Annotated in this window: 29 protein-coding genes; 17 read left to right on the forward strand and 12 right to left on the reverse strand. The window is 69.4% G+C overall.

The window, feature by feature from the left end:
• The first annotated feature begins 11 nt into the window (after window positions 1-11).
• The gene (locus ACWJI7_RS00800) at window positions 12-533 is read left to right on the forward strand and encodes a Nif11 domain/cupin domain-containing protein (protein ID WP_479934489.1); all 522 of its coding nucleotides are present in this window, start codon (window positions 12-14) and stop codon (window positions 531-533) included.
• Here the strand turns inward: ACWJI7_RS00800 and ACWJI7_RS00805 are convergent.
• The 5 genes from ACWJI7_RS00805 to ACWJI7_RS00825 form a co-directional block, all read right to left on the reverse strand.
• Window positions 481-972 (reverse strand): phosphate-starvation-inducible PsiE family protein, encoded by a 492-nt coding sequence (locus tag ACWJI7_RS00805; protein WP_479934491.1) that lies wholly within the window; start codon window positions 970-972, stop codon window positions 481-483. The genes ACWJI7_RS00800 and ACWJI7_RS00805 overlap by 53 nt on opposite strands.
• Window positions 972-1,262, reverse strand: coding sequence for a hypothetical protein (locus ACWJI7_RS00810; protein ID WP_479934493.1), 291 nt, complete (start codon window positions 1,260-1,262; stop codon window positions 972-974). The genes ACWJI7_RS00805 and ACWJI7_RS00810 overlap by 1 nt, the downstream gene beginning before the upstream one ends.
• A gap of 85 nt (window positions 1,263-1,347) precedes the next feature.
• Entirely contained in the window at window positions 1,348-1,659 is a 312-nt protein-coding gene (locus ACWJI7_RS00815) for a hypothetical protein (RefSeq protein WP_479934495.1), read from the reverse strand.
• Window positions 1,659-2,066 (reverse strand): DUF1232 domain-containing protein, encoded by a 408-nt coding sequence (locus ACWJI7_RS00820; protein WP_479934497.1) that lies wholly within the window; start codon window positions 2,064-2,066, stop codon window positions 1,659-1,661. Before ACWJI7_RS00820 ends, ACWJI7_RS00815 begins: the two co-directional genes overlap by 1 nt.
• Window positions 2,067-2,185: 119 nt before the next feature.
• A complete protein-coding gene (locus ACWJI7_RS00825) occupies window positions 2,186-3,109 on the reverse strand; it encodes a sigma-70 family RNA polymerase sigma factor (protein WP_479934499.1) in 924 nt (307 codons plus the stop codon).
• 197 nt (window positions 3,110-3,306) lie between these two features.
• Here ACWJI7_RS00825 and ACWJI7_RS00830 point away from each other — a divergent pair, with 197 nt between their 5' ends.
• Both ACWJI7_RS00830 and ACWJI7_RS00835 read left to right on the forward strand, forming a co-directional pair.
• A complete protein-coding gene (locus ACWJI7_RS00830; RefSeq protein ID WP_479934500.1) occupies window positions 3,307-3,813 on the forward strand; it encodes a DUF2214 family protein in 507 nt (168 codons plus the stop codon).
• Between the two features lie 24 nt (window positions 3,814-3,837).
• Window positions 3,838-4,674 carry a peptidase gene (locus ACWJI7_RS00835; RefSeq protein ID WP_479934502.1) on the forward strand — a complete coding sequence of 279 codons (837 nt, stop codon included), beginning with the start codon at window positions 3,838-3,840 and terminating at the stop codon, window positions 4,672-4,674.
• Here ACWJI7_RS00835 and hisIE read toward each other — a convergent pair.
• Window positions 4,671-5,342 (reverse strand): bifunctional phosphoribosyl-AMP cyclohydrolase/phosphoribosyl-ATP diphosphatase HisIE, encoded by a 672-nt coding sequence (gene hisIE, locus ACWJI7_RS00840; protein WP_479934504.1) that lies wholly within the window; start codon window positions 5,340-5,342, stop codon window positions 4,671-4,673. The two genes, ACWJI7_RS00835 and hisIE, sit on opposite strands and share 4 nt — an antisense overlap.
• 41 nt (window positions 5,343-5,383) lie before the next feature.
• Between hisIE and ACWJI7_RS00845 the strand changes: the two genes are divergently transcribed.
• Genes ACWJI7_RS00845 through ACWJI7_RS00860 form a run of 4 tightly spaced genes read left to right on the forward strand, consistent with a single transcriptional unit; the run spans window position 5,384 to window position 8,962 of the window.
• Window positions 5,384-5,893: a 6-carboxytetrahydropterin synthase gene (locus tag ACWJI7_RS00845; RefSeq protein WP_479934505.1), complete on the forward strand. Its 510-nt coding sequence runs from the start codon at window positions 5,384-5,386 to the stop codon at window positions 5,891-5,893.
• Between the two features lie 2 nt (window positions 5,894-5,895).
• Window positions 5,896-6,879, forward strand: coding sequence for a permease (locus tag ACWJI7_RS00850; protein WP_479935113.1), 984 nt, complete (start codon window positions 5,896-5,898; stop codon window positions 6,877-6,879).
• A 38-nt stretch (window positions 6,880-6,917) separates the two neighbouring features.
• Entirely contained in the window at window positions 6,918-7,595 is a 678-nt protein-coding gene (locus ACWJI7_RS00855; RefSeq protein ID WP_479934507.1) for a TIGR03943 family putative permease subunit, read from the forward strand.
• Window positions 7,592-8,962 (forward strand): hypothetical protein, encoded by a 1,371-nt coding sequence (locus ACWJI7_RS00860; protein ID WP_479934509.1) that lies wholly within the window; start codon window positions 7,592-7,594, stop codon window positions 8,960-8,962. Before ACWJI7_RS00855 ends, ACWJI7_RS00860 begins: the two co-directional genes overlap by 4 nt.
• 17 nt (window positions 8,963-8,979) lie before the next feature.
• Here the strand turns inward: ACWJI7_RS00860 and ACWJI7_RS00865 are convergent, their stop codons facing one another.
• Window positions 8,980-9,777 carry a metal ABC transporter permease gene (locus tag ACWJI7_RS00865; RefSeq protein WP_479934511.1) on the reverse strand — a complete coding sequence of 266 codons (798 nt, stop codon included), beginning with the start codon at window positions 9,775-9,777 and terminating at the stop codon, window positions 8,980-8,982.
• Between the two features lie 103 nt (window positions 9,778-9,880).
• Between ACWJI7_RS00865 and ACWJI7_RS00870 the strand changes: the two genes are divergently transcribed.
• Window positions 9,881-10,291 (forward strand): Fur family transcriptional regulator, encoded by a 411-nt coding sequence (locus tag ACWJI7_RS00870; RefSeq protein ID WP_479934513.1) that lies wholly within the window; start codon window positions 9,881-9,883, stop codon window positions 10,289-10,291.
• A 25-nt stretch (window positions 10,292-10,316) separates the two neighbouring features.
• Here ACWJI7_RS00870 and ACWJI7_RS00875 read toward each other — a convergent pair whose 3' ends face one another.
• Window positions 10,317-11,012 carry a metal ABC transporter ATP-binding protein gene (locus ACWJI7_RS00875; protein WP_479934515.1) on the reverse strand — a complete coding sequence of 232 codons (696 nt, stop codon included), beginning with the start codon at window positions 11,010-11,012 and terminating at the stop codon, window positions 10,317-10,319.
• A gap of 141 nt (window positions 11,013-11,153) precedes the next feature.
• On the opposite strand from ACWJI7_RS00875, the gene ACWJI7_RS00880 reads away from it, so the two are divergent.
• The 4 genes from ACWJI7_RS00880 (at window position 11,154) to ACWJI7_RS00895 (ending at window position 16,373) form a co-directional block, all read left to right on the forward strand.
• Entirely contained in the window at window positions 11,154-12,233 is a 1,080-nt protein-coding gene (locus tag ACWJI7_RS00880; protein WP_479934517.1) for a metal ABC transporter substrate-binding protein, read from the forward strand.
• A 111-nt stretch (window positions 12,234-12,344) separates the two neighbouring features.
• Window positions 12,345-13,940, forward strand: a complete 1,596-nt coding sequence (locus ACWJI7_RS00885; protein WP_479934519.1) for an iron uptake porin — start codon at window positions 12,345-12,347, stop codon at window positions 13,938-13,940.
• Between the two features lie 84 nt (window positions 13,941-14,024).
• Entirely contained in the window at window positions 14,025-15,161 is a 1,137-nt protein-coding gene (locus tag ACWJI7_RS00890; RefSeq protein ID WP_479934521.1) for a CobW family GTP-binding protein, read from the forward strand.
• Between the two features lie 135 nt (window positions 15,162-15,296).
• Window positions 15,297-16,373 (forward strand): extracellular solute-binding protein, encoded by a 1,077-nt coding sequence (locus ACWJI7_RS00895; RefSeq protein ID WP_479934522.1) that lies wholly within the window; start codon window positions 15,297-15,299, stop codon window positions 16,371-16,373.
• Window positions 16,374-16,420: 47 nt separating this feature from the next.
• On the opposite strand, the gene ACWJI7_RS00900 is transcribed toward ACWJI7_RS00895, so the two are convergent.
• Entirely contained in the window at window positions 16,421-16,687 is a 267-nt protein-coding gene (locus ACWJI7_RS00900; RefSeq protein ID WP_479934524.1) for a histidine phosphatase family protein, read from the reverse strand.
• 508 nt (window positions 16,688-17,195) lie between these two features.
• Between ACWJI7_RS00900 and ACWJI7_RS00905 the strand changes: the two genes are divergently transcribed.
• The 3 genes from ACWJI7_RS00905 (at window position 17,196) to ACWJI7_RS00915 (ending at window position 18,407) form a co-directional block, all read left to right on the forward strand.
• Window positions 17,196-17,816, forward strand: coding sequence for a HupE/UreJ family protein (locus ACWJI7_RS00905; protein WP_479934526.1), 621 nt, complete (start codon window positions 17,196-17,198; stop codon window positions 17,814-17,816).
• 79 nt (window positions 17,817-17,895) lie between these two features.
• Window positions 17,896-18,042: a hypothetical protein gene (locus ACWJI7_RS00910; RefSeq protein ID WP_479934528.1), complete on the forward strand. Its 147-nt coding sequence runs from the start codon at window positions 17,896-17,898 to the stop codon at window positions 18,040-18,042.
• 122 nt (window positions 18,043-18,164) lie between these two features.
• The gene (locus ACWJI7_RS00915) at window positions 18,165-18,407 is read left to right on the forward strand and encodes a hypothetical protein (RefSeq protein WP_479934530.1); all 243 of its coding nucleotides are present in this window, start codon (window positions 18,165-18,167) and stop codon (window positions 18,405-18,407) included.
• Between the two features lie 185 nt (window positions 18,408-18,592).
• Here the strand turns inward: ACWJI7_RS00915 and ACWJI7_RS00920 are convergent, their stop codons facing one another.
• Complete coding sequence (locus ACWJI7_RS00920; protein WP_479934532.1) at window positions 18,593-19,741, reverse strand: ABC transporter ATP-binding protein; 1,149 nt, start codon at window positions 19,739-19,741, stop codon at window positions 18,593-18,595.
• A 396-nt stretch (window positions 19,742-20,137) separates the two neighbouring features.
• On the opposite strand from ACWJI7_RS00920, the gene ACWJI7_RS00925 reads away from it, so the two are divergent.
• On the forward strand, window positions 20,138-21,172 hold the full coding sequence (locus ACWJI7_RS00925) for an extracellular solute-binding protein (protein WP_479934534.1): 1,035 nt from the start codon (window positions 20,138-20,140) through the stop codon (window positions 21,170-21,172).
• A gap of 38 nt (window positions 21,173-21,210) precedes the next feature.
• Complete coding sequence (locus tag ACWJI7_RS00930) at window positions 21,211-22,767, forward strand: ABC transporter permease (RefSeq protein WP_479934536.1); 1,557 nt, start codon at window positions 21,211-21,213, stop codon at window positions 22,765-22,767.
• A gap of 9 nt (window positions 22,768-22,776) precedes the next feature.
• Here the strand turns inward: ACWJI7_RS00930 and ACWJI7_RS00935 are convergent, their stop codons facing one another.
• Both ACWJI7_RS00935 and ACWJI7_RS00940 read right to left on the reverse strand, forming a co-directional pair.
• Window positions 22,777-23,850, reverse strand: a complete 1,074-nt coding sequence (locus tag ACWJI7_RS00935) for an esterase-like activity of phytase family protein (protein ID WP_479934538.1) — start codon at window positions 23,848-23,850, stop codon at window positions 22,777-22,779.
• 42 nt (window positions 23,851-23,892) lie between these two features.
• Window positions 23,893-24,489, reverse strand: a complete 597-nt coding sequence (locus ACWJI7_RS00940; RefSeq protein WP_479934540.1) for a helix-turn-helix domain-containing protein — start codon at window positions 24,487-24,489, stop codon at window positions 23,893-23,895.
• Window positions 24,490-24,797 lie beyond the last annotated feature (308 nt).

Here is a 24,797-nt window from a genome sequence, read left to right on the forward strand (position 1 = left end):
GCACCGACCCGATGGCCGAGGAGCACCTGCAACGGTTTCTGGAGAAGGTCCGCCAGCTCAACGCCTTCGTGGCCCTGAGCGAGCGCGATCCGGAGCTGCTCCGCTCCCTGCGCAGCTGCGCCAGCCATCCGGCCGTGGTGGCCCTGGCGCGGCGGAACGGATTCGAGATCGGCAGGCGCTGGGGAGAGCCCGAGCCCCCCACAGGCGGCGGTCCGGCCAACCTGCTGGAAAGCCCCTGCCCGCAGGAGGGGGAGGAGCGGGTGGAGGTTCTGCTCGAGCGGCAGGGGTGGCGGCTGGAGCGCATCCACTCCTGCGCCTACGGAGCCCCGGCTGACCGCTGGGACGACCAGAGCCAGGCGGAATGGGTGCTGCTGTTGCGCGGCAGTGCCCGCCTGCTCTTCGCCGATGAACCGGAGCCCCGAGACCTGTCGCCGGGCGACTGGCTGTTGATCGAGCCCCACCGGCGGCACCGGGTGGTGGCTACCGATCCGGCTCCCGGAACGCTCTGGCTCGCCCTGTTCTGGGCCCCCTGAGGCTGAAGGTGGCCTGCCGCACCATCCAGTAGCCCGCCGCGAGGCTCACCACCGTGACCCCGAGGCCCAGGAGCAGCATCGGCTTGTTCTCGGCCCCCGGGGGCAGCACGATCACCTTCCGGGCCACGGCGGTGAGCGCCGTGAGCAGCACAAGCTCAATCTGGACCACATGGTGCCGCAGGTAGGCGGTGATGTTCTGCAGCACCTCCAGGGCGATCAGCACGGTGAGCACATCGCCCAGGATGTGGATCAGATCGTTGCCCAGCCAACCGGTGGAGGGGTTGAAGAATTCCGACAACACCGAGACGACCAGCTGCAGGGTCGCCGCCACCAGCACCACGCAGAGCAGGAGCGAGAGCACCTTGGCCAGGAGTCGCTCAAACCGATCGACCAGCTCAAGGAACACTCCGTCGTCGAACAGGCCCAGCAGCCTTCGCATCAGTTATCGAAGGGAGTGACGCTGGGCTTGGCGGGCGTGTCGCTCGGGGAGTTCTCGATGACGGTGTCGCAGGTGATGGAACCGTCGGGGCCGGGGCGGCAGTTGGTCGTCTTGATGCGGGTGGCCGGACCGACGTTGCTGCCAGGACCCAGGAGGTAACTCTCACTTTCGGCCCGCAGCGGGGAACCGGCCAGACCCAGGCCGGCCAGGGCGACCCAGAGCCCGAGCCAGGCCCGGAGGACCGTTCTCCCGGTCCGAGGCCCCGAGGAGGGGGGAAGATCGGGCGCCATGAACGCGATTGCGGCTGCAGCCACTCTGCCTGCCTGGGCCCACCGGCTGCAGTCGCGCCCGCTGCCGGGTCCGGCGGGGATGCCCCTAGAGCTCTCCATCCCGGCGAATCGCCTCCAGCAGCAGATCCAGCTGGCCCAGGCCATCGGACGCTTCGCCGCATTCCGGTGCGGGCTGATCCTCGTGCCAGTGCTGCTCGATTCCGCAGAGGCGCTCGGCCAGCCCCACCAGACCCCGCTCGTCATGGATGTGCTGGAGTGCCTCCAGCAGCACGGGCATGCGGATCGATTCCGCCCGCAGGGCCCGTCTCAGATCGGCCTGGGTCCGGCCCTGGTGGCGGAGCCAGTCCTTGACAAAGCTCTGCAGATCCTCCAGTTCGACTGAGGTGAGAAGCGCCATCAACGGCCGGGAGGAAACCAGCGATCCAGTTTGCGCCGGGCCCGGGCGCGGACATCGGGGGTGAGGTGACGGCCGGTGAGACCGAGCAGGGCCGTGAGAGCCACCAGGTCGTCGCTGAATCCCGCCGCTGGGATGAAATCGGGAATCAGATCCAGGGGCAGCAGCAGGTAGGTGAGCGCCGCCAGCATGGTGAGCCGGACCTGGGGGGGAGTGGAGGCATCGAGCAGCAGCTCCAGGCACTCCAGGGCAGGGAGGGCGATGGCCCGGCCGGCGCGCCGCAGCAGACGCCGCAGCACCCCTTCATCCACCACCGTGCTCTCCAGCACTTCCGCATCCACGGTGGATCCGTTGCCACCGGAGGGCTCACCGGATGCGCTGGTGCTGAAACTGGCGTCAGTCGGGGCCATGGCTCTTCCGGGAGCGACGGGATGAACCATCTTCGTCAGAGCGAGCTGGGATCGGCAAGGACGGGTTGCTGGCCAGGGGGGGCGGAGATCCCTCCCTTCCGCCGGCATCCCCCACCCCCTCAGCAGGCTTCCACCAGCCCGCTCTGCACACCGGCCTTGCGCAGCTTGCGCAGGGCCCGCTGCACCACCTGACGGCAGTACTCCCTGCTGCAGCCCAGCTGGCGCGCCACCTCCGCCAGGGTGCGCCACTCCCGGCTGCCGTCCAGGCCGAAGCGCAACATCACCACCGTCCGCTCCCGGGGCGTGAGCTGGGCACCATCGAGCAGCCTCCAGACGGAATCCCGCCGCTCCGCCAGTTCGGCGCGCTCCAGGGGGGGCAGTTCGTTGCTGGGCAGCACATCGATCAGCTCGGAGGGATCCGCCTTGGATCTGACAACTCCCTGGAGGCTGACAGTGACACTGCGCACCTCGCAGGCGAGGAGGTCCTCCACCTCCGCCAGGGGAATCCCCAGTCCGGCAGCGAGCTCCGGAGCGGAGGCGGGCGCCCCATTGAGCTGAAGGAGCCTGGCCCTGGTGGCGCGCAAACGGGTCAGTTTCTCGTTCACATTCACCGGGATGCGAATGGTGCGGCTCTGGGTGGAGAGCGCCCGGTTGAGTCCCTGACGAATCCACCAGTAGGCGTAGGTGCTGAAGCGGTGACCGCGGGTGGGGTCGTATTTCTCCACGGCGCGGACCAGACCGATCGTGCCCTCCTGGATCAGATCGAGCAGATCCAGTCCCTTGCCCTGGTAGCGCTTGGCCAGATTCACCACCAGCCGCAGATTCGCCGTGATCATCTGATCCTTGGCCCGTTCGCCGAGGCGGATGACGCGCCGCTCGACATCGCTGTAAGCACAGGCCTCACCCTCCCCCCCGGCGAAGCTGCACCGGTCGTTCAGGGCGATCATCGCCTGCACCTTGCGGCCCAGGGTGAGTTCCTGGGAGGGCGTCAGCAGTTGGTGGCGGCCGATCTCCCCCAGAAAAGTGCTCAGTGAACTCACCATGGCCCCGAACAGCAGCTGGTTACAAGCTACGGCGCTTTTTCGAACCCTTATCAACCCTAAGAAAGGCTTCCAACTTCCGTGTTACTTCGTTATTCAGAATCGCCACGATCGTCTGTCGGCAACAGATCAACCCGCATTTCTACTCATCGGTCACCGCCGCCGCTCGCTACGGTCGTGCTCCGCCGATCGCCGCAGTGATGCCCCACCTGGCCAGCCTCCCCATCGCTTTCGTCTTCCCGACTGGGGTAGTGCCTTCCGCTGTGGTGGCCTACGTGCATTACCTGAGCTTCATGCTCTGCTTCGGTGCCCTGGTGCTGGAGCGGCGGCTGGTGAAGGCCCATCCCGAACGGCAGGAGGCCACCTTGATGGTGATCACCGACATCGTGTACGGCATCGCCGCCCTCCTGCTGCTGCTGAGCGGGATCCTGCGGGTGCTCCACTACGGCCAGGGCAGCGATTTCTACACCCTCAACCCCCTGTTCTGGTGGAAGGTGGGGCTCTACCTCTCGGTGGGGGCCCTGTCGCTCTACCCCACGATCACCTACATCCTCTGGGCCATCCCCCTGCGCAAGGGAGAGCTGCCCCAGGTGAGTGAGGGCCTGGCCGGCCGGCTGCGCTGGATCCTCAACATCGAGCTGGTGGGATTCGCCTCGATTCCCCTGCTGGCCACCCTGATGGCCCGCGGGGTGGGGCTGCCCGGCTGAGCCTGAGCAGTGCGCTCGCCCCCCATGACACTCCCCTGGCCGAAACGGCTGCACCGCGCCGGGGCCCTGCTGGGCGCCCTGCTTACCGCCGGCGCGGCCCTGCCCACCCCCCTGCGGGCTGCGTCGCCCCGGGATCGTTGTCCCGCAGCCGAGCGCAGCCGGTCCTGGAGCGCCAGCGATGGCGCACAAGACGTGCCTCCCCCGGCACCGGCACCGGCACCGGCCGGCGGGGACTACCGCCACCAGCTTCAGACGACCCCCGCGGGCTGGCCCCTGCTGCGGCACTGGTGTGTCTGGGTGGAGCCGGGCCGCCTGAGCGGTCCGGCGGCCCGCTGGGAAGAGCGCTGGCTGGACGCCGTGACGGCCGCCCTGCTCACCTGGAACCGGGACCTGTCCCTGGAGCGGGTCCTTGATCCGGAGCGGGCCCAGGTGCTGCTCTTCCGACGCCGCCCGCCCCTGCTGGAGGCCTCGGGACAACGCCGAGCCAGCCATGGACGGGCCCTGCTGACCCTCCGGGAGGTGGAGCGGCAGAGCCAGTGGCGGCTGGAGCCCCGGGTGGAGGTGCTGCTGAGCCCGGACCAGCGCCGGGAGGCCCTGCAGGCCACCGCCCTCCACGAACTGGGCCATGCCTTCGGTCTCTGGGGCCACAGCGACGATCCAGCCGACGCCCTGGCCGCCGTGCCAGGCGCCTTCCCGGTGCTGGAGCTGAGCGAACGGGACCGGGCCACTTTGCGCTGGCTATACGCCCAGCCCACCCGCTTCGGGCTCCGGGACTGCGGAGCACTCCCCTGCGGGGATGAGTCCGACCGGCTGGATGGGCCGGCCCATGAAGCGAAGCCACCCCGCGTCGGCCGGCCCTAGGCGCGCCGGGGGGCGCCACGCCGCTCCGCCAGCACCTCCTGCACCCGTCGCCAGTCGACCCCGTGGTGGGCCAGGGCCACCTGCAGGTGGTAGAGGAGATCGGCCGCTTCAGCGGCGATGGCCTCGGCATCGTCGTCCTTGCAGGCCATCACGAACTCGGCACTCTCCTCGCCGATCTTCTTGAGGATGCGGTTGTCCCCGCCCTCCAGCAGCCGATTGGTGTAGCTGCCGGGTTCGGGGACCTCGCGGCGTGCCCGGATCAGCCGGCCCAGCTCGGTGCAGACATCGGCCGGTGGCGGCAGGACCCCGGGCTCGGTAGCCACGGCGGCGGTGCCGAAGAAGCAACTGCGGGCTCCGGTGTGACAGGCCACCTCACCGGCCTGCTCGATCGTGAGCAGCAGCACATCGGCATCGCAGTCGTAACGCAGGCCGCGCAGCCGCTGCACATGGCCGCTGGTGGCCCCCTTGTGCCAGAGCTCGCGCCGGGAGCGGCTCCAGTAATGCACCTCCCCACTGGCGAGGGTGCGCGTGATCGCCTCCTCGTTCATCCAGGCCACCATCAGCACGGCGCCATCGAGCCAGTCCTGGGCGATGGCCGGAATCAGGCCGGCCTGATCGAAGCGCAGCCGCCCGATGAGCGCGTCCGGACGCTGGAATGATGCCTGCATGGGCTGGCGCTGAGCGGCAGCTGCGATCCTGGCCCATCCCGATGACCTCCCCCCCCACGACCCCCCACACCTGCTCGAAACAGTTCGGCGGCTATCCCTGCTGTCACCGGCAGTGGCGGCATCCGGGCCATTGCCGTTTCGTGCATGGCTACAGCCGCAGCTTCACCTGCTGGTTCCAGGCCCTGCGGCTCGACGACAACGGGTTCGTGGTGGATTTTTCCAGCCTGCGGTCCCTGGAGGGGCAGCTGGCCGCCCAGTTCGATCACACTTTCCTGGTCAATGCCGATGACCCCCTGCTCGAGCACTGGCAGGATCTCCACGCCCGGGGCGCCCTGGACCTCCGGGTGATGGGCAACGTGGGCATGGAGAGCAGCGCCGAGCTGGTCTGGGGCTGGGCCAACACGCTGCTGCGGGAGCGGGAGCGGGGACGGGCCTGCTGCTGGAAGGTGGAAGCGCGCGAAAACGAGCGCAATGCCGCCTGCTATGCGGCCACTCCGGCCTGGTTCACGGCCGGGACCCAGGCCTCGGCTCCTCCGCCCCGATTGCCTTGAGCCTGGACCGTTGGGCCACCGCCTGGGCCCTGTTCCAGGCCCTGCTGGTGGAGGCGATGCCCTTCCTACTGATCGGCGTGCTGATCTCCGCCGCCGCCCGCTGGCTGAGCCCGGGCGGCCGCTGGGTGAGGGCCCTGCCGGCCCACCCCCTGCTGGGTCCGCTCACCGGCGCCGCCATGGGGTTCGCCCTGCCGGCCTGCGAATGCGGCAACGTGCCGGTGGCCCGGCGCCTGCTGGCCGCCGGGGCCCCCCTGGCCACCGCCCTGGGCTTCCTGTTCGCCGCGCCGGTGCTGAACCCGATCGTGCTGGCCAGCACCTGGGCCGCCTTCCCCGACCAGCCGTGGCTGCTGGCGGCCCGTCCCCTCGGTGCCCTGCTGATCTCCCTGGTCCTGGCCACCCTGCTGCGCCACCTGCCGGAAGGGGAGCTGCTCACGGCCGCGCTGCTGGAAGAGCGCCGGCTGAGCCAGCCCCTCAGCCAGGTGTCTCTGCTGGAGCGACGGGGCGGTCTGATCGGCGCCGGCCCGGGGACGCCCCTGGCAGCCGGCCCGGCCTTGGCCCCACCCCCGGCGGCCCCAGCTCGCGCCCCGCTGGGGGAGGTGCTGGGCCATGCCAGCGGGGAGTTCATCGACCTGGCCCTGCTGCTGGTGATGGGCTGCGCGATTGCGGCCCTGGTCCAGACGGTGATGCCCCGCAGCTGGCTGCTGGCCGTGGGGGGCGCCCCCACTCTCTCGATCCTCAGCCTGATGCTGCTCAGCCTGGTGGTCTCGGTCTGCTCAAGCGTGGATGCGTTCCTGGCGCTCGGCTTCGCCGCCCAGGTCACACCGGGGGCCGTGCTGGCCTTTCTACTGCTCGGACCGGTGATCGACCTGAAGCTGATCGGGCTGTTCGGGATCCTGCTCAGGCCCCGGGCGATCCTGATCACCGCAGCGGCAGCGGGATTGCTGGTGCTGCTGATCGGCCAGTGGGTGAACCTGTGGCTGCTCTGAGCCAGGCATGCTGGGTGCGGTCGGTCCTGTCCTCCGCGATGGTGCGCGCGCTCGCTCTGGCGCTCTGGGGTCTCGTGCTGCTGCAGAGCGGCATCAGCGGACGGCTCGATCTGCTGCTGCGGGCGGTGTTCCATCCCCTCGTCTGGGCGAGTGGAGGCGTGCTGCTGCTGCTGGCGGCGCTGGACCTGCGCGCCGCCAGGGGCCGCTCCCCGGGGCGCCTCCTCCCCAGCCGGGGCGAGCGGCGGACCCTGGCCCTCAGCTGCGCCCTGGCCGTGCTGGTGCTGGTGCTGCCGCCACGGCCGTCGTTCTCCGATCTGGCCGCCAACCGGGATCCGAACCTGCTGGAGGAACCGGGCCTGACCTTCGTGGTACCACCCGGCCAGCGGAGTCTCACCGACTGGGTCCGGCTGCTACGCAGCGAACCCGACCCCAGCCTCCATGCCGGTGACCCCGTGCGGATCAGCGGGTTCGTGCTGCCGGTGCCGGGCGATCGGCCCCAGCTCGCCCGGCTGCTGGTGCGCTGCTGCCTGGTGGATGCGATCCCGATCGGCCTGCCGGTTCGCTGGCCGGCCTCCGGGCCCACCCCCAGCGCCGATCGCTGGCTGGCCATCGAGGGGGTGATGGGCACCGAAACGGTGGACGGCCGGACCCGGAGCGTGGTGAACGCCCGGCGGGTCCAGCCGATTCCCAGACCCCGGCGCCCCCTGGAACCATGAGGGCAGCCAGGCCGGTGCGGAAGGACCCCTGGCGGATTCTGGGTCCGGTGCTGCTGGTCGGCCTCGCCCTGGCCGTGCTGCAGCACCTGGTTCTGGTGCGGCGGCCGCCCCGCCTGCTGGAGCTTGAGCAGGCGGCGGCCAGTTCGGGTCCGGCCGCCCTGAAGCTGCGCTTCAGCCGGCCGATGGACCGGCTCAGCGTGGAGGATGGCTCCGGTCTGGGCCCGCCACTCGCCTTCCGCATCCAGGGGGAGTCCAATCCCCTGCTGCTGCTGCCGGAGGCGGGCCAGAGGATCACCGGTCCCCTGGCCCTGCGGCTGGCCGGACAGGACCGGCGGGGCCTGGCCCTGCCCCAGGGCCTCTGGCACTGGGATCCCCGTCCTCATCTGGTGGCGGTGGTGCCGGTCGCGACCGGTGAGCAGCTCCAGCTGCGCCAGCCGGACGGCCGCTGGCTGCCGCTCTCGCCGGTGTGGACGGCGATCCCCGAGATCGAGCCCCTTGGAGACGGCTCCGGGGTGGCTCTGGTGAGCCGGGATGCCGACGGCATGCACCACGTATGGCGGGTGGAGCTGAACCGACGCCACCTGGGCCGGAGCGCCCAGGCTCTGGGCCAGGTGCGGCGGGAGCGTCTGGAGCGGTTCGCGGTTCCACCGCTGGTCTTCGCCCATCTGAGCACCAACCGCTCCGGGGATCTGCTGGTCCAGGGGGGCAGCCGATCGCCCCAGGCCGACACGCTGGTGATCTGGAGGCGCGATGGCAGCCGCCGCCAGCTGGATCTGGAGGCGAGCGGGCCCGTCTCCCTGCTGCCCCAAGGGGGGGCGGCGATCGTGCCCGAACGGGATGGACTCTCGCTGCGCTCGCTTCCGCCCCGGGAGCCCCTGCGCCAGATCCTCCCGGGCAGCCGCGATCTGAGCAGTTTCTGTCCGGTGGCCGGCCGCGCCCTGCTGCTGCGTCACTGGCCCGACTTCCGTCGCTCCCTCGAGCTGGTGGAACCCGGCCAGGCCCCCCGGGCCCTCTGGATCGGCGAGGAGGGCCTGGTGGCCAGCGCCTGTTCCCGGGGCGGCGAGCGGATCTGGGCCCTGCTGATCGATGGGATCGGCCAGCCCAGGCTCACCCTGCTCACCCTCGACCGCCGCGGACAGGTGCTGCAGCGGCGCCCGCTGGAGGGCTGGGAGCTGGAACCGGGAACCGGACTCCACTACGACCCCACCGGTGACCGGCTCCTGCTGGCGCTCCGGCCCCTGCCACCCTCGGGCTCTGGAACCACCGTCCGCCCCGAAGCCCGACCCGCCCTGATTGACGCCGAGAGCCTGGAGCTCACCCTGCTGGAGCGACCGGTGCGGCAGGTCAGGTGGCTGAAGGCCGGCTGACGCGGCGACGGGCGGGATCAGGCCCTGCGGAGTAGCGCCCTCAGGGGCAGAAGCAGCAGGCTGAGCACGCCGATCAGGGGACCGGGGGGAAGATTGACTGCCGGCTGGATCGCCAGCAGGAACCCCGCCCCCGCCAGGGTCATGCCGATCGCGGCGGCGCGGCAGAGGGCCTGACGCAGGCTGCTGGCGCCGGAGAGCGCCAGCAGGGCCGGGGCTCCCATCAGGGCGATCACGAGCACGACGCCCACCGCCGCCATGGCGCTGACGACGGTGAAGGCGGTGACTAGCGTGACCAGCAGCCGCAGGGCCCGCACCGGCAGGCCGGCACTGGCGGCCCCGAGGGTGTCCACCCCCAGAAAGACGAGTTGGCGGTAGCGCAGCGCCAGCAGGCCCAGCAAGGCCGCCAGGGCGAACAGGGTGCGCCCCAGATCGACGGGGGAGGCCGCCAGCAGATCCCCGAACAGCACGGCCTCCAGATCCACCCGGATGCCCAGCAGGGGAATCAGCAGCACCCCGAGCCCCAGGAAGCCGGCCAGAACCGTGTTGAGAACGGCATCATCCCCGTCGTGTTGGCCACCCTCCCCACCGCTGAGCCGTTCCGCCAGCAGGGCGCCGGCCAAACCGCTGATCACTCCGCCCAGGCCCGGATCGAGACCCAGGGCCAGGGCCAGGGCCAGGCCGGGCAACACGGCATGGGAGATCAGATTCGCCTGAAACAGCCGCCGCTGCACCAGCAGCAGGGTCCCGGCCAGGGCGCAGACCCAGCCGGAGAGCAGTGCCATGATGAGGGGAAGGGTCCACCAGAGTTCAGTCATGGCAGTGGCTTTCCGCGGAGTCTCTGACCGGGAGACGAGCAGGGATACGGAAGTACTGGCCCGGTGTTCATAAGATTGATCTTGATTTCCAAGCAAACTGCCCATGAATTCTCAGGTTGCGCCGGAACACCTCACCGAACGACAGGGAACCCTGTTCAGCGTGCTTCAGGGCAGTGACCGGGAACTGTCCGGACAGGATCTGCACGCCAAGCTGCGGGACAGCCGTCAAGGGATGGGGCTGGCCACGGTGTACCGGCACCTGCGCCACCTGCAGCAGCTGGGCCTGGTGCGCTGCCGGCACCTGCCCAGCGGTGAGGCGCTCTACGCCCCCACCGAACGGGACACCCATCACCTCACCTGTGTGAGTTGCGGCCTCACCGTGACGCTGGAGCGCTGCCCGATGCATGGGGCCCAGCCCCGCGGCGAGGACTTGCAGGGCTTCGAGCTGCTCTTCCACACCCTGGAGTTCTTCGGGCTCTGCAGTGGGTGCCGCCAACGTCAGCTCTCGCACTGACAGCCCTGAGCCTGCCAACGGGACCTTAGCCACAGTGATGGTTGCCCACTCGCAGATCGCCCAGGGTGCGGCGCACCTCGGCCGGAGCGCCGTCGGCCAGCAGCTGGCGGTCGATCACCAGCACCCGGTCGTAGGCGTCCAGATCCCGCCCCCAGTCGTGGCTGCTCACCAGCAGGGTGAACCCGGCGTCCCGAAGCTGGGCCATCACCCCCAGCAGTTCAGTGCGGGAGGGGGGATCGATGGCCGCACAGGGCTCATCGAGCAGCAGCACCCGGGCCGGCTGCACGAGGGTGCGGGCCAGCAGAGCCCGCTGCTGCTGGCCGCCCGAGAGCTGATCGAGGCGCCGATCCGCCAGCCCCACCAGTCCGACCCGCTGCAGGGCCGCATCCACGGCGCAGCAGCCCGGGCGGGCGGCGGCCAGCCGGCCCAGGGCGACCAGGTCACGCACACTGATCGGAAAATGCCAGGCGATCTCGCCCCGCTGGGGCATCAGGGCCAGCTGGCGCCGTGCCAGTCGGGGCGTGAGGCACTCCCCGTTGAGACGGACCTCGCCGCCAGCCAGGGGAAGCTGCCCTTCGATCGCCTGAAGCAGGGTGCTTTTCCCGGCTCCGTTGGGCCCGACCAGGGCGGTGAGGCTTCCCGGCTCCAGCACGAAGCTGATGCCCACGAGGGCCAGATCACCGCCCCGGCGGACGCTCAGATCGTGAACCTCCAGAGCCAAGGGCGGGCTGCACGGCGATGGTGCGAGGCTACCGAGCGAGGAGCCTGCCCCTGCGAACCGGCTTGAATTGAAAACTGTTATCGTTTTCAGCTGGCAGGGGGATGCGTGCTGACCCTCCTCCCCCGGTATGGAGTCCCGTTGATGCATTCCCCCTCGCCGCTCCGCCCGACCAGCCTGGGGCTGCTCCTGGGCGCCGCCCTGGCCCTGGCGGCCTGCGATCGGACTCCGAACCCCGCCGCTGGATCCGCCGGGAGCACCGCCCCGAGCGCGGCCGCGCTCGTGGTCGCCGCCGACGGCGTTCTCTGCGATCTGGCCCAGCGACTGGCCGCCGGCGACCTGCGCGTGGACTGCCTGTTGGGCCCGAGCGACGATCCCCACTCCTTCCGTCTGGAACCCAGTCAGAAGGCCCTGCTCAGCTCTGCCCAGCTCGTGCTGATCAGCGGCTATGGGCTCACCCCGGCCCTGGCGTCGCTGCCCGACACCATGGCCGTCTCGGAGCGGGCGGTCCCGCAGAGCGTTCCGCTGGGGGAACCCGCCCCGGACGAGGACTCCACCACCCCCGCCCATGACCACGCCCATGACCACGCCCATGACGGCGACGGCCACGACGACGAGGAAGGGCATGACCATGGGGGCCTCGATCCCCATGTCTGGCACAACCCCCTGCAGGCCGGCGCCATGGTCGGCGTGATCGCCGATCGCTTCGTGGCCCTCGCGCCCGCCACCCAGGCGCCGATCCGCCAGAGGGCGAAGGCGATGCGGACGGTGCTTGAGCAGGTGGACCGCTGGAACCGGGCCCAGTTCGCCAGCCTGCCGGCTCCTCTGCCACCCCTGGCCAGCGGCCACCGGGCCTTCGCCAGCCTGGCCCAGGCCTACGGACTGCGCGAACTGCCCCTGGTGGACGGCTTCAGCAGCAGTGAGGCCCTCCGCCCCGAAGCCTTCCGCAAGGTGGTGGAGCGCCTGCGCCGCGAGCAGGTTCCCCAGCTGTTCGCCGAGCAGCTGCCAGCGCCGCGGACCCTGCGGCGCATCAGCGAGCTCAGCGGCGTTCCGATCGCTCCCCAGCCCCTGGCCGCCGATGCGCTGGCGGCCGGACCTTCTGGCCCCCTCAGCCTGGTGGCCACCCTGACGGGCAACACCTGCACGATCGTCACCGGCTGGGGAGGGAGCTGCGACACGGCGGCCGCGGCAAACCTCGAGCGCCGCTGGGCCGCGATCCAATGACCCACGGCCCCCGGACGCCGGGCACGGAGGGCCACCTTCGGCAGTCCAGGTTCCGGGCCTGCATCACCGCACGTCGATCCCATCCCTTCCCCATTGGTCTCCTTTCGCGCCATGCCGCACACCCTCCGGTCCCTGCTCAGCCTTCCCGCCAGCCTCGCCCTGATCGGTCCCGCCCTGGCCGTACCAGCGCCTGGCGCCGGGGACCCCTTGGCCCCCAACCTGGATGGCATCAACCGCTATGCCAGCAGCACCGACGCCGAGGGCCAGGACCAGGTCACCAGCATCACCCAGTTCTCCGACGTGCAGCCCACCGAGTGGGCCTACCAGGCGCTTTCGAACCTGATCGAGCGCTATGGCTGCGTCGCCGGCTACCCCGATGGCACTTTCCGTGGCAAGAAGCCGCTGAGCCGCTGGGAAGCCGCCGCCCTGCTCAACGCCTGCCTCGACCGGATCACCGAAGTGACCGACGAGCTGCGCCGCCTGCTCAAGGAATTCGAGAAGGAACTCGCCATCCTGCGGGGCCGGGTCGACAACCTCGAAGCCAAGGTGGGTGAGCTGGAGGCCACCCAGTTCTCCACCACCACCACCCTCAGCGGCCTGGCCACCTTCGTGGTGGGAGCCAATGCGTTCCATGGCAGTGCGGCGCTCCAGCGGGACGCCGCCCGCGCCGAGGTGGGGGCCACCACCTTCTCCTACGACCTCCAACTGACCCTCGACACCAGCTTCACGGGCAAGGACCTGCTGCGCACGATCCTGCGGGCGGGCAACTTCGGCGACTCCGCCTTCGGCGGGGCCGGACCCACCGGCGGCCTCTCCAGCCTGGAGATCGCGTTCCAGGAAGGGTCCGGCCCCGATTCACTCGGCATCGACAAGCTCTATTACCAGGTTCCGATCGGCGCTGGGTTCACAGCCACGGTCGGTGGACGGGTGGGACAGGAAGACATGCTCGCCCTCTGGCCCAGCGTCTACCCGGCGGACACGGTCCTCAACGTGCTCACCCTCAATGGGGCGCCTGCGGCCTACAACAAGAACCTCGGACCCGGTGGAGGCCTCTGGTGGCAGGCCAATGGCCTCAGCATCAGCGCCAACTATGTGGCCGCCAACGGCAGCGTGGGGAATCCAAACGAGGGCGGCCTCGGCACCAGAGCCTCCGCCGGCACCGGCACCGTGCAGATTGGTTACGCCAGCGATCAGTGGGCCCTGGCGGCCATCTATTCCTATTTGCAGAGCGGTGTGGAGGTCCCCGGCGCCACACCACTCTCCGCCACCGCCTTCTCCGATCCCGCCAGCCGCACCAACGCTTTTGGCCTCAGCGGCTACTGGCAACCGAAGGAATCGGGTTGGCTTCCCTCGATCAGCGCCGGCTGGGGCCTCAACAGCACCAGCACCGACAACAGCCAGACGGATGGCCGCGTCAGCACCAGCCAGTCGTGGATGGTGGGACTCCAGTGGAGTGATCTGTTCGTCAAGGGCAACGCCCTTGGCATGGCGGTGGGTCAGCCGGTCTTCGCCACAGCCCTGCAAGGAAACGACTCTCCCAATGATGGGAACTACGTCTGGGAGTGGTGGTACAAGTTCCAGGTCACGGACAACATTTCCGTGACACCGGCGTTGTTCTATCTGAGCCGGCCCCTGGGGCAGGACACACCCCCAGGGCAGAGCTTCAGCCAGCTGGGAGGGCTCGTGAAGACCACCTTCCAGTTCTGAGCCGATGCCCTGAGGAACCAGGCGTCAGACTGTTGAACCAGCCCCTCGCCCGGTGGCGATGGCCTCCGGCGGCATCCCTCCCCCATGATCAGCACCGCAACCCAACCGTCCCCAGCCCCTGACCAGGCCACGGCCAGCCTGCCGGTGACCATCCTCACCGGTTTCCTGGGCGCCGGCAAGACCACTCTGCTCAACCACATCCTCAGCAATCAGGTCGGTCTGAAGACAGCCGTTCTGGTCAACGAATTCGGCGAAATCGGCATCGACAACGATCTGATCATCTCCACCGGCGAAGACATGGTGGAGCTGAGCAACGGTTGCATCTGCTGCTCCATCAACGGCGAGCTGCTCGAAGCTGTGGAGCGCATCCTGGAGCGCCCCGAGCCCGTGGATTACCTGGTCGTGGAAACCACGGGCCTGGCCGATCCGCTGCCGGTGGCCATGACCTTCCTGGGCAGTGAGCTGCGCGACAGCACCCGTCTGGATTCGATCATCACCTTGATCGACGCCGAAAATTTCGAGGCCAGCTCCCTCGAGAGCGAAGTGGGACGGGCCCAGGTGATCTACGGCGACATCCTGATGCTCAACAAGTGCGATCTGGTGCCTGCCCCCCAGCTCGAGCAGGTGGAGGAGGTGCTGCGCACGCTCAAACCGGATGCCCGCATCCTGCGATCGGTGAAGGGTGAGGTGGCGCTGCCGCTGCTGCTGAGCGTGGGGCTGTTTGAATCTGACCGGATGGTGAGCGGTGAGGCCCAGGCCCAGGCCCACGCCCACGTACCCGCCTTGGACCACGGCAGCTGCGACCACGAACACGGCCACTGCGAGCACGGTGGCGACCACGCTCACGGGCACGGCCACTCCCATGGGCACGATCACACTCCGGCGTCCGGCAACCCGTCAGCCGACCATCTCGCCATCGAAGGATTCACGTCGCTGTCGTTTGCGGCCGAGAGTCCCTTGTCCCTGCGCAAATTCCAGAACTTCCTCGACAACCAGCTTCCGACCGGCGTCTTCCGCGCCAAAGGCATCCTCTGGTTCAAGGAGAGCGAACGGCGCCATGTGTTTCACCTCGCCGGCAAGCGCTTCTCGATCGACGACAGCGACTGGCCGGGGGAGCGCAAGACTCAGCTCGTGCTGATCGGCAAGGATCTCGATCACGACCGCCTGCGTCGCCAGCTCCAGGCCTGTGTGGCCAAGGGGTCCGGCCAGGGGTTTGCCTGAGTGACGGATGGATGTACTCGATGACCATGATCCCGGTAACCATGGTGACCCGGCCCTGTGCGATTCGATCCGGGACGGCTGCAGTCCATCCCTAGTTTCCACGGGTCCTACAGGCGTTCGACCACGCCGAAATCCTTGATCCAGCCCATCTGTTCCCGTTCGCTTCAGCAGGCCGGCGCCGGCCTGCTCGGTGTCCTCACCCTGACTCTCACCAGCGGCAACACCGCCCTTGCCCGGGGAGACCAGACCCAACTCGCTCAAGCGTCGAAAGGCGTGGAGATCGGGGTCTATTCCGGCCGCCACTACAACACCGACAAAGCGCTCTACGCCCAGTTCACCGCCAAAACCGGCATCAAGGTCCGATTGCTGGAAGGCAAGGACGACGCCCTGATCGAGCGACTGCGCAACGAAGGCAGCCGCAGCGACGCCGATGTGCTGGTTCTCGTGGATGCCGCCCGGCTCGATCGGGCCACCGATCTGGGCCTGTTCCGGCCCACCAGTTCCGCCTCCCTCAACCGCGATGTGCCCACCAACCTGCGGGACTCGAAAGGCCGCTGGTACGGCCTGACCCGCCGTGTGCGCATGGTGGTGGTGAATCCGAACAAGGTGAATCCGGCCACCATCCGCACCTACGCGGACCTCGCCAAGCCGGCCCTGAAGGGACAGCTCTGCCTGCGCAACCGGCAGAGTCCCTACAACCAGTCGCTGGTGGCCGATCAGATGATCCTGCGCGGCGATGCGGCCACCCGCAACTGGATCCGGGGCATGGTCGCCAACGTGACTCAACCGTTCTTCAGCTCCGATACCCCCCTGGCCCGGGCTGTCGCAAACGGAAGCTGCGGAGTGGGAGTGGTCAACACCTATTACGTGGGACGGATGCTCTCGGGCGAGAGCGGCGCGGCCGACAAGACCCTGGCCCAGCGCCTCAAGGTGGTGTTCCCCAATCCATCCCACGTCAACATCAGTGGAGGAGGGGTCACCACCGCCTCGAAGAATCCAGCAGCAGCCTTGAAGCTACTGGAATTTCTCGCCTCCCCAACCGGTGGTCGTGGCTATGCAGAAGCCAACTTCGAATATCCCCTCAGGGGCTATGGGGATAACGCCACCCTGCGATCCCTTGGCACTTTCCGCGCCGATGGGGTGTCCGCCGAACAGCTGGGCCTGAAAAGCCGGGCGGCGGTGGGGCTGATGGAAAAGAACGGCTGGAAGTGACTCCAGCCTGAGCCCTGCAGAGTGAATCCGCCCTGGCCAGCTGGGGGTCAAGCCGTGGGCAACGGCATCTCAGCACTCTTCATCGGCGCAACCTCGGCATCCGTGTCGGTTTCAAAGGGCAGAACATTCAGTTGATCTGATTGCTGATAGCGGCCGAAGGCCAGCTCGGTGATCTGCCAGGCCCGGCAGTATTGACTGGTGATCCTTGGCCCCACCGGAATGCCCAGCCGGGTAATGGCCTGTCCAATCTGATTGGCTTGCGCAATTCCGAGATCGCTGAGCTTCCGTTGGGTGTTGCAATCCGCCAGGCCCATGGCTGGATCAGCCTGATCGGCGTAGTCCTTGGTGGCCTGGGTGTGACGGACATCGATGACGTGACCGGCTTGCCTCAATGCGGACAGCAGACTCTAGAGATCGAGCTTGTCCTGAAATGAGGCGTTGGCTTGTGAGGGGGGGGCGGGGCGGGGGTGAAGCTCGAGAGAGCCAGCCCCAGGCCGAATCCAATGCTCAAGCCAAGACGCGCCCCGGCGCCCGCAGGCCAAATCCCAGGGAAGGTTGAGACGACATTAACTAATGCTTGGACAGCATTGGCCAGTCTAATTCCACTACTTTTTGCAGCACGATCGCCTCTCCAAGATGAACATCGGCAGATCGGGATTGATACCCTCCCCTGGCATCGATGCGACACCCGCCGGCCATCCCTGCAGGGGGGCAGCGGGGCATCCCGTCGGTTGCGCGCACCTGCTGCCGTGGAGCAGACTCCCGATGGAGCGCGGTGCCGGTGTCACCCCCTCCGTTCACCTCCGGCTCGAATCGCTTCCGATGCCCGCATCCTCCCCGTCGTCCCCCATCCGCCAGCTCCTACTCGCCTCAGCCGCCGGCTTCGGACTCAGCCTGCTCGGAGCCCTCCCAGCCGGCGCCCACAGCCTGGGCGGAGGGGGGCTGGGAGCGGGCTTCGGCCACCCCCTGCTGGGCCTCGACCATCTGCTGCTGCTCGTGGGGGTCGGGGCAGCGGCCTCCTTCATCCATCTCCGCCTGCTGCTCTTCGCCCTGGCCGGGGCCGTCCTCGGGGCCCTGATCGGGGTGAACGGCATCCAGCTGCCGTGGCTGGAACTGGGGGCGGCCCTGGCGGTCTCCGCGCTGGGCCTGCTGGTCCTGCGCCGTCGACCAGGTGAATCCACCTCCTGGCTGCCCCTCTCCGGAGCTCTGGTGGCGGGCTCGGTGGCCGTCCACGGGCTGTTGCACGGCCAGGAAGCGAGTGGGGCCGCCAGCTGGTGGCTGGGCGCCCTGCTCAGCTCCGCACTGGTGGTGGGGGTGACCGTCCTGACCCTGCGGCGCCTGAGCCCCGTCTGGACCCTCCGACTGGCGGTGCTGCTCAGCCTGGCGGGCGCCGTGCTCGCCCTGGCTCCGATCGGGCTGCTGGCCGCAGGCGCTGGGGCCTGATCCGTCGCGGGGTCCGCAGTATCGAACACCATCACGCCAGCGGTTCCGACTAGCCTGGTCGGACTTCGCGCCTGGTCGGATGCTCGAGTTGCTCCTGTTCACCAGCGTTCTGGCCCTGTTCGGTCTGGCCTTCTGGATCGCCGCCGGCTCCGATGACGACAACGGCGGGGGCGGGTTGATGCAACCCGTTCTGCTTCCGGTCCGCAGCGGCCGTTCCGCCCGCTGAGCCCCCCGATCGGCACCGATGGCTGCCCCCGGGTGATGGTTGTGACGCCCGGCTGTCAACGATGATCCAGGCCCCGGTGGGGAGTCCCGTCAGCATCAGCGGGATCACCAGGGATTCTGCCCATGACGCACTCCCCCCACGGCGACTCCAGGGATGCGGCCGGTCGGGGCCGTCCTCTGGATCGAAGCCTGGAGCTCACCCGGCTCAGGGACTGGTGCATGGATCGGCTTTCGGTTCTCTCCCTCCGCCGGGACCTGGACGATGCCCGGTCCCTGACCAGCGAACACCTGGAGATGCTGATGGAGACCAACGCCTTCAAGACCCTCTGGATGCGGGTGGACGGGCAGATCCTTCCCGACCGCTGAGTCCCCTGCCGAGGTCCCTCGGTGCCCCACCGCTCCGGCCGTCCCCGCCTCGGGCAACATCGGCGACCCCGGAGTGAGCCCGATCCAACAGGGGCTTTCGTCCCAGCCCGGCAGAGTGAACGAGGAAAGCAACCACCTCCCCTCTCGATGAGCCGGGGAGGTTTTTCTTGCCTGGGTTGCGGCCCTCAGATCGTGGGGCTTGGGGAGGGGGAGAAAGAGGAGTCGGCAGGGAACAAGCGCCAGCGCGCCTCGGGGCGAAACCCCAGAACGCCGCGCACTCCACCGGGTAGATCCACCTCAAGCGGCAAGCGCAAGCGGAGATGCAGCCCCGCGCAATCGACCCGATACAGCCAGCCGTTGCCCAGGAACTCCCGTCCACGGACGACGGCGGGCCCGGCCCTGTCGGGCACCAGGGACAATCCATCAACGGCCACCATCAGCTCGAAGTCCGCACCCGGCGTGGCCCTGCCGATCGCAGCCCGCGGGTCCTGGCAGGGCAGGGGGCCCAGTGGCGTGGCCAGGAGCTGGCCATCCCAGCGGGCCGGCACCAGGTTGGCCTGCAGCACGAACCGTCCCACAAAGGCCGAGGCCGGCTCCTCCACCAGGTCGCGGGGGCTGCAGCACTGATGCAGACGGCCCTCCTGCAGCACCCCCACCCGATCACAGATCGCCAGGGCTTCCTCGGGGTCGTGGGTCACGATCAGACAGCTCGTTCCGCAACGGTCCAGCACCTCCGGCAATTCCGAGCGCAAGCGGTGGCGCACCTCCACATCCAGATTCGAGAAGGGCTCATCGAGCAACAGCACCGACGGGTCCGGCGCCAGGGCGCGGGCCAGGGCCAGCCGCTGGCGCTGGCCCCCGGAGAGCTCATGGGGATATCGGCACTCCAACCCCCCCAGGCCCAGCAGCGAGAGCAACCATCGGGCCCGCTCCCGGTCGTGGCGGCGGCGCATCCCGAAGCAGGCATTGGCCCACGCGTCGAGGTGGGGGAAGAGGGCGTGGTCCTGAAAGACCATGCCCACGCCGCGACGCTCGGGCTCGAGCCAGCGGTCTCCACCGGCCACCGACTGCCCATCAATCGAGACGCTGCCTCGCTCCGGCCGCTCGAAGCCCGCGATCAGCCGCAGCAGGGTGGTCTTGCCGCAACCGGAGGGTCCCAGCAGCCCGACCAGCTCCCCCTCGGCGAGCTCCAGATCGATCGCCTGAAGCGTCCAGGCCTCGGGCGAGCCGGCACCGCGACACGGATAACGGTGCCAGAGATTCTGCAACCGCACCCCAGCGAGGGGCCGCCGGGCGGCCTCGAACTGCTGGGACGGGACGGTGGAGCAGGTCATGGCATCTGGGGGCCGCCGAACAAGATCGGAGGGCCGGACGGGCGGAGCCAGACGGTCCCGGTTGCGACCCTACCGGCCAGATCCGCGCCGCCGGCCCCGGCGGCGGCGGTGAACCCGCAGGAGTGACCAATGGCACAACCCAGTGCACCATTTGTGTCCTGGCCTGGCCCAGGGAGCCCCGTAGGTTCGGCCACGGGACAGGAGGGCCTCCGCAAGGCTGCTCTGAAGATCAGGTCGATATCCACGTTGATCCCCACGGACTGGATCGCGATCCGAACCGTTCCGGCGATCGGATCTTCTGGAGGGCGTACCCCCGTCACCTGGCCATGGACCGTCCTCTCCCTGACCAGACCGATCGCTCCCCTGGTTCCGATTCACCCCTGACGCCCTGCCCTGATGTCGACCCTTCGCAACCGCTTCACCGCCGTAGCCGTGGTGGCCGTAGCGGCCGTGGGAATCGCGGCCTTCACCCTGTTCAACCGTCCCCGACCCCAGGAGGTGAACATCTACTCCGGGCGGCACTACAACACCGACAAGGAGCTCTACAAGGCCTTCACCGCCCAGACCGGAATCCAGGTGAATCTGCTGGAGGGCAAGGATGACGAACTGATCGTGCGACTGGAGAACGAGGGCGACAGCAGCCCGGCCGACGTGCTCGTGCTCGTGGATGCCGCCCGCCTCCAGAGGGCCGGAGAAGCGGATCTGTTCCGTCCGATCCGCTCGGAGGCCCTCGAGCGTGACGTGCCCTCCAGCCTGCGCGATCCGAGCGGCAACTGGTTCGCCCTGACCCGGCGAGCTCGGCCCATCATGGTGAACTCGGCCGTGGTCAACCCCGATCAGGTGCTCCAGTACGGCGACCTCAGTGATCCCGCCCTCAAGGGCAAGCTCTGCCTGCGCAATCGCGCCAGCGTGTACAACCAGTCGCTGGTATCCGACATCCTGGCCCAGCAGGGGGCTGCCGACACCGAGCAGTGGATTGAGGGGATGGTGGCGAACGTGACCCAGCCGTTCTTCACCAGCGACACACCGATGCTGCGGGCCCTGGGCCAGGGATCCTGCGGGGTCACGGTGGCCAACCAGTACTACCTGGCCCGCATGCTCTCGAGCGACGCCAGCCCCGAAGACCGGGCGGCCGCGGCCGCCATCACGGTGGTGTTCCCCGATCCCACCCACGTGAACATCACCGCCGCCGGGGTCACCCGCAGCGCGAAGAACCCCGAAGCCGCCACCCGCCTGATCGAATTCCTGGCGGCCCCCACCTCCGGCAAGGGCTACGCCGCGGCTAACAACGAATATCCCCTCACCGGCTTCGGCGACAATCCGATCCTTAACCTCTGGGGCGGCTTCAACGCCTCGCCGGTCTCCGCCGATCAGCTGGCCCGCAACAACAAGGAGGCCACCGAACTGATGGCAGCGGGGGGTTGGAAGTAAGGGAGCCCATCCTCCCCAGCCCCGCGTCTCCAGCTGACATGACCCTGTTCGCTCCCCCCGTTCCTCTCCCCACCCCCACGGGCGCCACCCCGTCAGGTCGGCCGGCCCTCGTGGCGATCGTGGCAGCGATCAGCCTGCTGGCCCTGCTGCCCCTGCTGGCCCTGGTGCGCGAGGCGATCGTCAGCGGGGCCGCCACCTCCACCGGGCTCGGCTTCGATGGCGCCGACCAGATCCGGGGCACCCTGCAACTGGTGATCGGGGAAGGCGTGGCCGGGGCCGTGCTCGGCACCGCCACCGGCTGGCTCACGGCCGCCTGCCGCTTCCCCGGCCGGCGACTGCTGCGCATCGCCCAGCTGATCCCCCTGGCCTTTCCGGCCTATCTGCTGGCCGCCAGCCTGATCGACTGGGGCAGCCTGCACGGTCTGCGTGTGTACGGCCTGGGCTGGGCCGTGCTGCTGCTGACCCTGGCGAACTACACCTATGTGTTCCTGCTGAGCACCGAAAGCTTTTCGATCACCGGGCGCCACCTGCTCGAAGCCAGCCGCAGCCTGGGGGTGGGCCCCTGGCAGAGCTTCCGCCGGGTCGCCCTGCCGATCGCCCTGCCGGCGATCGGGGCCGGTGTGGCCCTCAGCGCCATGGAAGTCGTCAATGAACTCGGCGCCGTGCGTCTGCTGGGGGTGCCGAGCCTCTCGGCGGGCATCCTCGATCGCTGGCAGGTGGATGGTGACCCCCAGGGGGCGGCGCTGCTCTCCCTGATCGCCCTGGCGATCGTGGTGCTGCTGGTGGGAGCCGAACGGGCCCTGCGGCGGCGCAGCCGTCGCTGGAGCCTGGGCAACCAGGGCCGCGGCGAGGCCCACGCCTACGTGCTGCGGGGGTGGCGCGCCCTGCTGGCCCAGCTGGTCACCGCCCTGCCCCCCCTGCTCACCCTGGCGATCCCCCTGCTGTGGATCAGTGGAGGCTGGCGCAATCTGCTGGCCGAACCGCTCGAGGATCTGCTCCCCCTGGCCGTCCGCAGCCTCGCCCTGGCCCTGGCCGCCACCGCGATCACCGCGGCCGCCGCCCTGCTGCTGGCGATCATCCGGCGCTGGAGCCCCCAGCTGGTGGTGCGGCAGCTGAGTTTCCTGGCTGGCATGGGCTACGCCATCCCCGGCAGCGTGCTGGCCCTCGGGCTGATGGTCCTGGGGGGTCCCCTGGCCCTCGGTCCCCTGCTGCTGCTGGTCTGGGGCTACGGCGTTCGCTTCATGGCCGTGTCGAAGCAGGGGTTGGACGCCGGCCTGGAGCGCCTTCCCCCCAGCATCGACGAATCCGCCACCAGCCTGGGCTGCAGCTGGACCCAGGTGCTGCGGCGGGTGCACCTGCCCCTGCTGCGGGGGCCCCTGCTGGTGGGTTCGCTCCTGGTGTTCGTCGATGTGGTGAAGGAACTGCCCCTCACCCTCTCGCTGCGGCCCTTCGACTTCGACACGCTGGCGGTGCGGGTGTTCCAGTACGCCAGCGACGAGAGGGTCGGGGCCGCCATGGCCCCGGCCCTGATGATCATGCTGCTGGGGATGCTGGCCTCCCTGGCCCTGATCCCCAGTCTGGACGGACGGGATTGAGCGGGGCCTTCAGGGGCAGGGTGCCAGCCGGCGCGGGGCCAGGCGGGCGATGAGGCTGGTCTGCCGCGGGCTGAAGTTGTCGTCACTGACCAGCAGCACCGAGGGACGCCCATCACCCAGGGGAGGGCCGGGGGCCAGTCCTTCCCAGTTGTCGGCCGGAAGTCCCTCGGCCAGCAGATCCCAGCTGCGCAGCGGCCGGCCGGACACACCGGCGGCCGGCCGCGGCAACAGGACCAGGCGGGACCACCAGCGCTCCGGGGGTTCGAATCCTCGGATCAGTCCCAGCAGGCCGCCCGCCCGGGGCAGCGGCATCACCTCGGTGAGTCCCCAGGCGGGGCCCTCCAGGGGGAGGTCAAAGGACCCGAGCGCCGTGAATCCGGCGACGCCCCCGGCGGGCCGGTCCGGCGGAGCAATGGGCGGAAGCGCCGCGGCCAGCGGGCCATAGCCCAGCAACCGCACCTGTCCGGCGGGGTCCTGGAGCAGGGGACGTTCCGCCGCCATCAGCAGGGACAGGGAGCCGCCCGTCCAGGCCTCGGGCAGCAGGGCCAGCGCCTCGGGCCCCTGGTTGGCGCCGAGCCCGCGGCCCGGTCGGGCCTGCCACGGCTCCGGCAGGGGGATGGCCTGGCGCAGCCGACCCTGGGCGCGATCGAAGCGCAGCAGCTGGGGAGGGCGCTCGGTGCTGCGGCGACCCTCACTGACGATCCAGAGATCCTCCCCGCTCAATACCAGACCTTCCCCATCGAGGGGGTGGGGGAAAGGCTGGCCGGAGGGGTCACGCAGGGCGAGGCGGATTCCGAGCCTCAGCGGTCGGATGCCCAGCGCCTCCAGCCCCTCCACCGGCACCAGGAAGGGCTCGCCGGAGTCACTGAGCAGCCAGAGGCGATGATCGACGGGATCGACCGCCGCCGCGGAGAATCCGCCCAGGGGAAGGCCGTCGGAGTCCGATCGCGGCAGCCGGGCCGTGGCGATCAGCTCCCAACCGGCGGAAGCGGGACAGGGGAGCGGCCAGGCGGCTGGAGCAGGGGCCCGAGGAGTCGCGGAGACAAGGCGGGGGGGCGGCTCGGCTGGCAGGATCGCAACCATCGGAGCGCGGCGAGATGGGCCAGCCCAGCCTGACGGATCGGTTCAGGCCGCCGTCAGGGGGGCGGACTCCACCAGGGCGGGGGCGAGACGCAGCCCCGGCTCGCCGGTGGGGGCCTCCAGCAGCTGGGCCTGGCGGATCCGGGAGATCAGCCGGGTGGTGGTGACCCGGGTGGTGCCGATCAGTTCACCGATGCGTTCATGGGTGAGGCGGAAGGGAAGATCGCACCAGGGTCCACAGCGGCGACCGAGCCGACGCACCAGCAGGCCGAGCAGGGCGTGCAGCCGTTGCTCGGCACTGCCCAGGTGGCGGATGCGCAGCAGCTGCAGGGTCCACTCGTTGACCGGATCGAAACCGCCTTCCCCGATCGGATCGGCGTCGCTGCGGAACGAGAGCGGCGTGAGCGCCTCGACGCAGACGCCCTCGCTGCAGAGGCGATCGGTGCGGAGCTGATCCCCGGGCTGGAGGAAGGCGAGGGTCATCCCCTCGGTCTCCTCGCAGGGGCAGTAGACGCGGGCCACGCCCTCGAGCACTTCGATGCAACAGCCGGAGGGGCGCAGGGCGGGATCGAGCAGCACGGTCTGGCCGGCGGGCATGCGCACGGTGGCGAGCGGCTGATCGGGCAGGAATCGGAAGCTCACGGAGAGGGGGCTGTTGCGAATGACTCGCAATCTAAACTGTGTGGCGCCCTTTTTGCAACAGGTTCTCAAGAAGAAGGGCAGTTGAAACCCGCCCCATCGCCCCGTGCCCTCGCGATCCCCCCGGTGTGCCTTCGGTCGCCTTCCCCGGTGCCCTGAGGGCCGGTGCGGCTCCACGGATCCCCCAGGCTGGAATCGCTCTCCCCGTTCTTCCAGCCATGCTCCGACTCCACGGTGATCGCGACAGCCTGCTGGCCGCCCTGAGTGCCCACTGGGCCGATCAGCAGCTGGGTCTGGCCGCGCCCGAGCAC

It is taken from the genome of Cryptocyanus atlanticus LEGE 06306 (assembly GCF_056633155.1).

Coding starts and splice junctions, on each gene's coding strand:
- ACWJI7_RS00800 (WP_479934489.1), top strand. CDS start 12: ATGGCCGAGGAGCACCTGCAACGGTTTCTGGAGAAGGTCCGCCAGCTC.
- ACWJI7_RS00805 (WP_479934491.1), bottom strand. CDS start 972: ATGCGAAGGCTGCTGGGCCTGTTCGACGACGGAGTGTTCCTTGAGCTG.
- ACWJI7_RS00810 (WP_479934493.1), bottom strand. CDS start 1,262: ATGGCGCCCGATCTTCCCCCCTCCTCGGGGCCTCGGACCGGGAGAACG.
- ACWJI7_RS00815 (WP_479934495.1), bottom strand. CDS start 1,659: ATGGCGCTTCTCACCTCAGTCGAACTGGAGGATCTGCAGAGCTTTGTC.
- ACWJI7_RS00820 (WP_479934497.1), bottom strand. CDS start 2,066: ATGGCCCCGACTGACGCCAGTTTCAGCACCAGCGCATCCGGTGAGCCC.
- ACWJI7_RS00825 (WP_479934499.1), bottom strand. CDS start 3,109: ATGGTGAGTTCACTGAGCACTTTTCTGGGGGAGATCGGCCGCCACCAA.
- ACWJI7_RS00830 (WP_479934500.1), top strand. CDS start 3,307: ATGCCCCACCTGGCCAGCCTCCCCATCGCTTTCGTCTTCCCGACTGGG.
- ACWJI7_RS00835 (WP_479934502.1), top strand. CDS start 3,838: ATGACACTCCCCTGGCCGAAACGGCTGCACCGCGCCGGGGCCCTGCTG.
- hisIE (WP_479934504.1), bottom strand. CDS start 5,342: ATGCAGGCATCATTCCAGCGTCCGGACGCGCTCATCGGGCGGCTGCGC.
- ACWJI7_RS00845 (WP_479934505.1), top strand. CDS start 5,384: ATGACCTCCCCCCCCACGACCCCCCACACCTGCTCGAAACAGTTCGGC.
- ACWJI7_RS00855 (WP_479934507.1), top strand. CDS start 6,918: ATGGTGCGCGCGCTCGCTCTGGCGCTCTGGGGTCTCGTGCTGCTGCAG.
- ACWJI7_RS00860 (WP_479934509.1), top strand. CDS start 7,592: ATGAGGGCAGCCAGGCCGGTGCGGAAGGACCCCTGGCGGATTCTGGGT.
- ACWJI7_RS00865 (WP_479934511.1), bottom strand. CDS start 9,777: ATGACTGAACTCTGGTGGACCCTTCCCCTCATCATGGCACTGCTCTCC.
- ACWJI7_RS00870 (WP_479934513.1), top strand. CDS start 9,881: ATGAATTCTCAGGTTGCGCCGGAACACCTCACCGAACGACAGGGAACC.
- ACWJI7_RS00880 (WP_479934517.1), top strand. CDS start 11,154: ATGCATTCCCCCTCGCCGCTCCGCCCGACCAGCCTGGGGCTGCTCCTG.
- ACWJI7_RS00885 (WP_479934519.1), top strand. CDS start 12,345: ATGCCGCACACCCTCCGGTCCCTGCTCAGCCTTCCCGCCAGCCTCGCC.
- ACWJI7_RS00890 (WP_479934521.1), top strand. CDS start 14,025: ATGATCAGCACCGCAACCCAACCGTCCCCAGCCCCTGACCAGGCCACG.
- ACWJI7_RS00900 (WP_479934524.1), bottom strand. CDS start 16,687: ATGGGCCTGGCGGATTGCAACACCCAACGGAAGCTCAGCGATCTCGGA.
- ACWJI7_RS00905 (WP_479934526.1), top strand. CDS start 17,196: ATGCCCGCATCCTCCCCGTCGTCCCCCATCCGCCAGCTCCTACTCGCC.
- ACWJI7_RS00910 (WP_479934528.1), top strand. CDS start 17,896: ATGCTCGAGTTGCTCCTGTTCACCAGCGTTCTGGCCCTGTTCGGTCTG.
- ACWJI7_RS00915 (WP_479934530.1), top strand. CDS start 18,165: ATGACGCACTCCCCCCACGGCGACTCCAGGGATGCGGCCGGTCGGGGC.
- ACWJI7_RS00920 (WP_479934532.1), bottom strand. CDS start 19,741: ATGACCTGCTCCACCGTCCCGTCCCAGCAGTTCGAGGCCGCCCGGCGG.
- ACWJI7_RS00925 (WP_479934534.1), top strand. CDS start 20,138: ATGTCGACCCTTCGCAACCGCTTCACCGCCGTAGCCGTGGTGGCCGTA.
- ACWJI7_RS00930 (WP_479934536.1), top strand. CDS start 21,211: ATGACCCTGTTCGCTCCCCCCGTTCCTCTCCCCACCCCCACGGGCGCC.
- ACWJI7_RS00935 (WP_479934538.1), bottom strand. CDS start 23,850: ATGGTTGCGATCCTGCCAGCCGAGCCGCCCCCCCGCCTTGTCTCCGCG.